Consider the following 6,614-nt stretch of genomic DNA (forward strand, 5'->3'; position numbering starts at 1 on the left):
GCGCCGTCGATGCCGATGGTTATGTTCTCGATGCCCTGATCCAGAGCCGCCGGAACAAGAAGGCGGCCCTTCGGTTGATGCGAAAGCTACTGAAGGGCCAGCGCGTCACACCGCGTGTCATGATCACCGACAAGCTCAGATCCTACGACGCAGCCAAAAGGGAAATCATGCCCGGTGTCGAGCATCGGTCGCATAAGGGTTTAAATAACCGAGCGGAGAATTCGCATCTGGCTGTTCGACGACGAGAACGAGGCATGATCCGGTTCAAGTCGGCACGACAATGCCAGCGCTTCGTCTCAATCCACGGCCCGATCGCCAATCTCTTCCATATTCACCGCAACCGGACGAGCACTGCCGAACATCGCAAACTGCGAAACGCCGCCATGAACACGTGGCGCGAAGTCACCCTGTCGGCCGCAGCATAAACCGGCCCCATCGTGCCCAATCCTGTGCCCGACCCAAGTTAAGGCGACGCTACCGATCCGGGAGGTTCCGTGATCGGCGCGCCGTACGGATTTCGGGCGGTTCAACTCCCGCAGCGCCCGATACAGGGTCCAGATCGAGATGCCGTAGGCATCGGCGGCACGAGCAACAATCTCGGTACGGCCTGGATCACGGGGAGAAAGCAGCGACAATCGGCGTCGAAGATCGACAAGAGCCTCTCCGGGCGGCCGCTTTCTCCGCTCAGCCATGGACGTCCTCGGATTCCACTGTTTTGGGAGAGCCACCCTTCTTGCCGATATGACGATAGAGGGTTGCAACAGAAACCCCCATGCGCTGCGCAATATTGCGTACCGGTATGCTGCCTTCCTTCATCAGGGCGCGCGCCGCGGCAATATCGCCCGGGCGCATCGCGGGCGGGCGGCCACCCTTGCGGCCACGTTGCCGCGCCTCGACCAGTCCAGCCGTCGTGCGTTCGCGGATCAGAGCACGTTCGAACTGGGCGATCGCACCGAAGACATGGAAGGTCAGCATGCCGCCCGGCGTCGTCGTATCAATGCTCTCGGTCAAGGACACGAGCCCGATCTTCGCGCGCTCCAACTCTTCCGCCGTCGCGATGAGCTTCTTTAGCGATCGCGCCAACCGATCGAGTTTCCAGACAACGAGCGTGTCACCAGTGCGAAGCACGTCGGAGAGAATTCGGCCCAATTCCGGGCGGTCATCGCGAGCGCCTGACCCGCGCTCGGTAAACACCTTCTCGCAACCGGCGCGTCTCAGCGCCTCAAGCTGAAGCTCCGGATTTTGATCGATCGTGCTGACCCTGGCGTACCCGACCCGCATAGCCATCCAAATGTTCTTGAAAGTCGTTGGACACATAGCATTTTGCGACAACCGTTTCTATAACAGTTTTGAGAAGATTCCATCGCGCCATTCAAGGGGCGTGACGGCATGCGCTATGGCATGCTCAAAAACCCTCGTTTATGACAAACGATCCATGGAAACCAACTATGTGTCTGACGGCCGAATATTCGCGACATGGAGCAGGGAACCTTACGCATCGAAAATCGGGCGGTCCCCGATCTTGTCCCCCTTGTATGGGATACTCCGGGAATTGAGGCGGCGATACCAAAGGATGCGGTCGGCCAGGCGTTACCATGTTCGAGCCGCAGGAATGCGCCAACTACTTCAAATCTTGCGGATATGACCCCGAGTAATGTGGACGTGCTCTAGGTCACCCAGAGGGGCGCTCGCATCGAGTATAACCTTAAGCGCGATTGCTTCCGGTGAACCATCCTCCATATGTACGGGATGTACAGCCCACACAGACTTTTCGAGAACCACATTCTCAACAGAAACCTCATAAAGCCTACCCGACGCGAGCTCATCGAGGACAGTGCTCCTCATCACGATCGAAATGCCGAGACCAGCTCGAACTGCATGCTTCACAGCCTCAGTGCTCCCGACATTGAATGAGATTGGGAATTGCTCTGCCGCTTGGCCGAAGGCCTCGCGGAGCACGGATCCGGTACCGGTTCCACGTTCTCCGCCAATGAGGGACTCTTGAAATAACTCTGCCGCTTCAATTGTTTTTCGCGTCCTCCAATTATGCTGTGGGGATACGATTATTACCAGCTTTTCCTTCCGCCAAAGGCGGGCTTGATATCCTTTTCGATCGTCCCACCATTCGGTAAAGGCTAGATCAATCTCCTTCCTCAAGAGCTTTTCGATGATTTCAGGATTTGAGGCAACGGCCACCTCAGGTGGCCGGCCTTGAGCATCCTGTAAACGCTTCAAGTGGACTGGCAAAATATAGGTACCGATGTTAGTACTGGCACCCAACGTAATCCGGCCGCTGTGCAGGCGGTCCAGAGATCTCTTCGTGACGGTCAAAAGGCTGCGTGCGAATGGCAAGAATACGAGCCCTTGCCGAGTCGGCACACACTTGTCCTTCCTCCTCTCGACCAGCCGCACCCCTAGTATATCCTCCAATCGTTTCACATTATGTGAGACAGTCGGTTGGGATATCTGAAGCCGTCGCGACGCCTCGTGAAAGCTGCCAGTTTCGATTACCTCTATGAATGCTGCGACATGCGAAAGGCTAAACATTACTTTCTCTAATCAAGGAATTAGTTGAACCTCGTTAATTGCCGCACGAGGTCTTCGGCCTTGGACAAAATCTATAATGTTGTCAGCAGCCTCGTGCTCGATAGCCAAACGCGACTTCGCCACTGCTGAGCCTATGTGGGGTGTCAAGATCGAATCATGTTCGCGATTGAGGAGACCCCCGTGGACCTTGTCAGGCCGGTCGGGTCTGGCCCAGTCCTCCATCTCATAAACATCAGCGGCGTAGCCTCCCAAGCGCCCCGCCTGCAATGCAGCGACAACAGCCTCTTCATCAACCACGCTTCCGCGTGCAGGATTAATAAGAAGTGCTCCTTTGGGCATTTTGGCGAGTTGTTCAGCGCCGAGGAGATGCTTCGTTTCGGCCGAAAGCGGGAGTGCACACACAAGAAAGGTAGACGACGAGATCAACTGGTCAAATTCAAGAGGCTTTACGTTCAGTCTGATCTCATCGGCTTTGTCCAGGGATTGACGATCCCAGTACGACACAATGGCGCCGAAGGTACTTAGGCGCTGTGCTATAGCTTTTCCGATCGCTCCCATCCCTAAAATGCCGATTGCTGTGCCCTGCAGCCCAAGGCCGTAAAACCGAGGGCGCCAACCCTTGTAATCCCTCCTGACGCTCTTGTCGCCTGGCAGAATGTGCCGCCCAAGAGCAATCATCAGACCGATTGTAAGTTCGGCTGTCGGGTCAGTGAGAAGATCGGACACTATCGTGACGTGGACTCCACGCTGCGTGCAGGCTTCGATGTCGAAGTTATCGAAGCCTTTCAGCGCACATGCCACAAGTTGAAGATCGGGAGCGTGCGCGAGTACAGACGCGTCGATCATGTCCGGCATGAACGCCATCATCGCCTTGGCGTCGCTCAATTCTGCGAGCAGTTTCTCGCGGGGCCATGTATCATCAGTATCGTTGCAAACTAAACGAGCGTGGGGAGATAGCTTTGAGATAATCTCCTCGTGGACGCGATGGGTGATTACTACCTTTGGGAGCATTTAATTTATCCTTCTATTGCAGCTGGCGGCGGAGGAGAGCGCCGACCTGGTCAACGATGGTGACCATCAGAAGGACAACGAGCATGATCGCAAGAACCTCCTGATAATTCATGATCCGGAGGGATGTCATCAACTCGAAACCGATACCACCAGCTCCCACAGTGCCCAGGATTGTCGAGGCGCGGAAGTTGTACTCCCACCGATAGATGGTCACATCGGCCAATTGCGGTAGAACTTGTGGCAAGATCGCCCGCGTCACGATCTGGAACGGCGACGCACCAGCTGCGCGTGCGGCTTCTATAGGCGCATTATCGCAATGCTCGATCGCCTCCGCAAAGAACTTGCCCACCATGCCAACCGAGTGAAGACCAAGAGCCAGCACGCCTGGGAGCGCTCCAAATCCCACTGCCGCCACGAAGACGATGCCCATAATCAGCTCCGGGATCGACCGTAGACCATTCAACAATCCACGCGAGATCATATAGATGACAGCGTTGGGTGCTGTTTTCCCTGAGGCGAAAAAGCCAACTGGAAGTGATATCAGTACCGCGATCGCAGTCCCAGCTATACTCATCGCCAGAGTGTCGATGAGAGGGCTGATCCACTCCAAGCCTCGGTTGAAATCCGGGGGAAACATTTCCGTACCGAGCTGCCAGAGCGCAGGAAACCCAGATCCCAGACGCTCCAGATCAAGAAGACCGGAGTGATAACTGCTAACAATGATCACACACGCAATTGCCAACGCGATCACGCCAGCTCTGGTCCAAGCTTTGTTTTGATGTTGAAGGATAGAGTCGTAGTCGGCCGACGGCTGTGTCATCACATATCCTGGAAGAAAGGACGCAGGCCAGCGCCTGCGTCGAAAGGTGAGAAACTGTCTCGAACGCGCCTTACTGACTCAGGTCCAAGTTCAGCACTTTACCGAGCTCACGGACGACGTCGTAGGCTTTGTCATCGATCGGAGCGAACCCATCGGCTTTGAAGGATGCCAATACCTTTTCGTCTTTAAGGTCGATGAAGGCTTTGGTGATCGCCTCTTTCAACGAAGTGTCAAGATCCGACCGCATGGTCCAGGGGTACTGCGGGAACGGATCGGACTCGGCGAGGGCGATAACTTTCTTAGGATCAATGGTGCCACGAGCGACCATTGAATTGTAGATGGGCAACGAAAGTCCGCCAATCTGAGCATTGCCATTCTGCACTGCAATAGCCACGGCATCATGCGACCCTACGAAGTTCTCGCTATAGTCTTTTCCAGCCTCAACTCCGGCCTTAAGCAGCATAGATTTCGGGATAAGGTGGCTTGAGGTGGAAGCCACGTCCCCAAACGCGACCTTTTTCCCTTTTGCATCTTCAAGGCTTTCGATGCCAGCCTCTGCATTGGCGACAACTACAGCGCGATAGGTAGTTTCGCCATCCTTCATAAGTGCTGCGAAAGGCTCGATATCAGCCTTGGTTTTCGCGAGCGTGTAAGAGAGCGGCCCGAAATAAGCCAACTCAAGCCGGCCGAAACGCATCGCTTCGATCATTGACGAGTAGTCGGTCGTTACGATCAGTTCAATCTCCCGACCGAGTGTCTTCTCAAGATACTCCTCGAGAGGACGATTGTTTTTGATGACAGTGGCGGCGTTCTCGTCCGGTAGCAACGCGACGCGCAATGTCTCTGGATTTGAGCCAGCATGCGCCAACGAACTCCAGCCAAGAACGGCGAGGAATGCGAGGGACAGAAGCTTCTTCATAATGCGGCCTCCATGGCAGCTAAAGGTTGATCATACTCGTAGTTGGACAAATCTTGTGTTGTGGTCGGATTTCTTGGGGCGCTGCGGTAGATCGACGCACACATTTGATCGGTCAGTTCGTCGACAGCGGCGTCCGCAACCACTTCCCCGTCGCGCATAGCAATGACCCGGTCGCCGAACCGGCGAGCTAGATCGATCTGATGAAGGCTGATCACAGCAGTGATGCCGTCGGCTGTGCATATTTCGCGAAGCTGCGACAGGACCTCGACAGCCGTTTCAGGGTCCAGACTTGCAACGGGCTCATCTGCAAGGACCAGTTGGGGCTTCTGGACCAGCGCGCGCGCAATGCCCACCCGTTGCTGCTGACCGCCGGATAGTTGATCCGCCCTGACGAGAGCCTTATCAAGAAGGCCTACGCGTTCAAGGCATTCCAACCCCAGCCTTCGATCCGAACGCGGCATAGGGAACAACGTACGCCAGCCAGAGTGGTAGCCCAGGCGGCCCGTCATGACGTTGTCGAGCGCGCTCAAGCGCCCTATGAGTTGGTGCTGCTGGAATATCATCCCAGTTCGCCTTCGGTGAATGCGAAGCTTAGTTTCCGCATCCAGAGCACCAATATCGTTAGAAGTGATCGAACCAGACGTCGGCGCAACCAAGCCGTTGAGTGTCCGGATGAGGGTAGATTTGCCTGCGCCGGATCTACCGAGGAGCACGACGAACTGACCCTGGTTGAACGTCAATGTCGTTGTCTTCAAAGCTTGGGTGCCGTTGGCATAGGTCACGGCAACTCCGTTCAGAGCCAGCATCACAATAATCCTGATCGTTAGTGGTGCATCGATTGAATATTTGCATCACTATGGGCGACATATGACGTCCGTTTATCAGGCTCGTGAAACTTCAATGACAGCACTTAAACTCAGCTCTACCTCCTCGCGTAGCTGCGATGGAGAAATTTCACCCAGAGCCGCCTGATCATGACGGCCCGGTCCCAATTCTACACCACCTTGACGGATGCTATCCCATATTCGGCCAGATAAACCGGCCCTTCTCCAGCCGCCGGGTAAAAAGGCAGGCGCCCAGACCATCATGCCAGATGATCTTCAAAATATCCGATCTGCGGCCCCTGAAGACGAAGAGATGCCCTGACAACGGATCATGCTGCAGAACCTCCTGCACCCGAAGCGCCAAGGAGGGAAAGCCACAGCGCATGTCCGTATATCCGCGCCTTCCTGGCGGGCACCCTTGATCCCGAATATTCCCGTCAGCTGACCGAGCAACTACGACAGGCAGGCGTCCCGGTTTGACCATGCCGTCGCT

At 55.6% G+C, this 6,614-nt stretch carries 8 protein-coding genes and 1 pseudogene; 1 reads left to right on the top strand and 8 read right to left on the bottom strand.

The features are described from left to right. On the top strand, positions 1-425 hold a 425-nt coding region (locus ASC75_RS05925; RefSeq protein ID WP_156381128.1), incomplete at its 5' end, for a DDE-type integrase/transposase/recombinase. Positions 426-491: 66 nt separating this feature from the next. On the opposite strand, the pseudogene ASC75_RS26625 reads toward ASC75_RS05925, so the two are convergent. From ASC75_RS26625 to tnpB, 8 genes and pseudogenes are all read right to left on the bottom strand, one after another. Next, positions 492-692, bottom strand: a pseudogene (locus ASC75_RS26625) (IS481 family transposase); the annotation flags it as partial. Continuing rightward, positions 685-1,281, bottom strand: a complete 597-nt coding sequence (locus tag ASC75_RS05930; RefSeq protein WP_024710158.1) for a recombinase family protein — start codon at positions 1,279-1,281, stop codon at positions 685-687. The pseudogene ASC75_RS26625 and the gene ASC75_RS05930, both read right to left, overlap by 8 nt. A gap of 345 nt (positions 1,282-1,626) precedes the next feature. After that, positions 1,627-2,547: a LysR family transcriptional regulator gene (locus ASC75_RS05935; RefSeq protein WP_003501100.1), complete on the bottom strand. Its 921-nt coding sequence runs from the start codon at positions 2,545-2,547 to the stop codon at positions 1,627-1,629. Between the two features lie 12 nt (positions 2,548-2,559). After that, entirely contained in the window at positions 2,560-3,558 is a 999-nt protein-coding gene (locus tag ASC75_RS05940; RefSeq protein WP_003501101.1) for a phosphonate dehydrogenase, read from the bottom strand. 13 nt (positions 3,559-3,571) lie between these two features. Beyond that, on the bottom strand, positions 3,572-4,378 hold the full coding sequence (gene phnE, locus ASC75_RS05945) for a phosphonate ABC transporter, permease protein PhnE (protein ID WP_006473411.1): 807 nt from the start codon (positions 4,376-4,378) through the stop codon (positions 3,572-3,574). Between the two features lie 70 nt (positions 4,379-4,448). Then, positions 4,449-5,297: a phosphate/phosphite/phosphonate ABC transporter substrate-binding protein gene (gene phnD / locus ASC75_RS05950; protein ID WP_003501103.1), complete on the bottom strand. Its 849-nt coding sequence runs from the start codon at positions 5,295-5,297 to the stop codon at positions 4,449-4,451. Next, positions 5,294-6,103, bottom strand: a complete 810-nt coding sequence (phnC, locus tag ASC75_RS05955; protein ID WP_006473175.1) for a phosphonate ABC transporter ATP-binding protein — start codon at positions 6,101-6,103, stop codon at positions 5,294-5,296. Before phnC ends, phnD begins: the two co-directional genes overlap by 4 nt. Positions 6,104-6,311: 208 nt before the next feature. Continuing rightward, the coding region (gene tnpB / locus ASC75_RS26920) for an IS66 family insertion sequence element accessory protein TnpB (RefSeq protein WP_348271279.1) at positions 6,312-6,614 on the bottom strand (303 nt) is incomplete at its 5' end.

Source organism: Aminobacter sp. DSM 101952, assembly GCF_001424795.1.
Classification (GTDB): domain Bacteria; phylum Pseudomonadota; class Alphaproteobacteria; order Rhizobiales; family Rhizobiaceae; genus Aminobacter; species Aminobacter aganoensis.

Excerpts from the sequence above, each read along its gene's own strand:
- phnC (WP_006473175.1), bottom strand. The coding sequence starts at position 6,103 with ATGCTGGCTCTGAACGGAGTTGCCGTGACCTATGCCAACGGCACCCAA.
- ASC75_RS05930 (WP_024710158.1), bottom strand. The coding sequence starts at position 1,281 with ATGCGGGTCGGGTACGCCAGGGTCAGCACGATCGATCAAAATCCGGAG.
- ASC75_RS05935 (WP_003501100.1), bottom strand. The coding sequence starts at position 2,547 with ATGTTTAGCCTTTCGCATGTCGCAGCATTCATAGAGGTAATCGAAACT.
- phnD (WP_003501103.1), bottom strand. The coding sequence starts at position 5,297 with ATGAAGAAGCTTCTGTCCCTCGCATTCCTCGCCGTTCTTGGCTGGAGT.
- phnE (WP_006473411.1), bottom strand. The coding sequence starts at position 4,378 with ATGACACAGCCGTCGGCCGACTACGACTCTATCCTTCAACATCAAAAC.
- ASC75_RS05940 (WP_003501101.1), bottom strand. The coding sequence starts at position 3,558 with ATGCTCCCAAAGGTAGTAATCACCCATCGCGTCCACGAGGAGATTATC.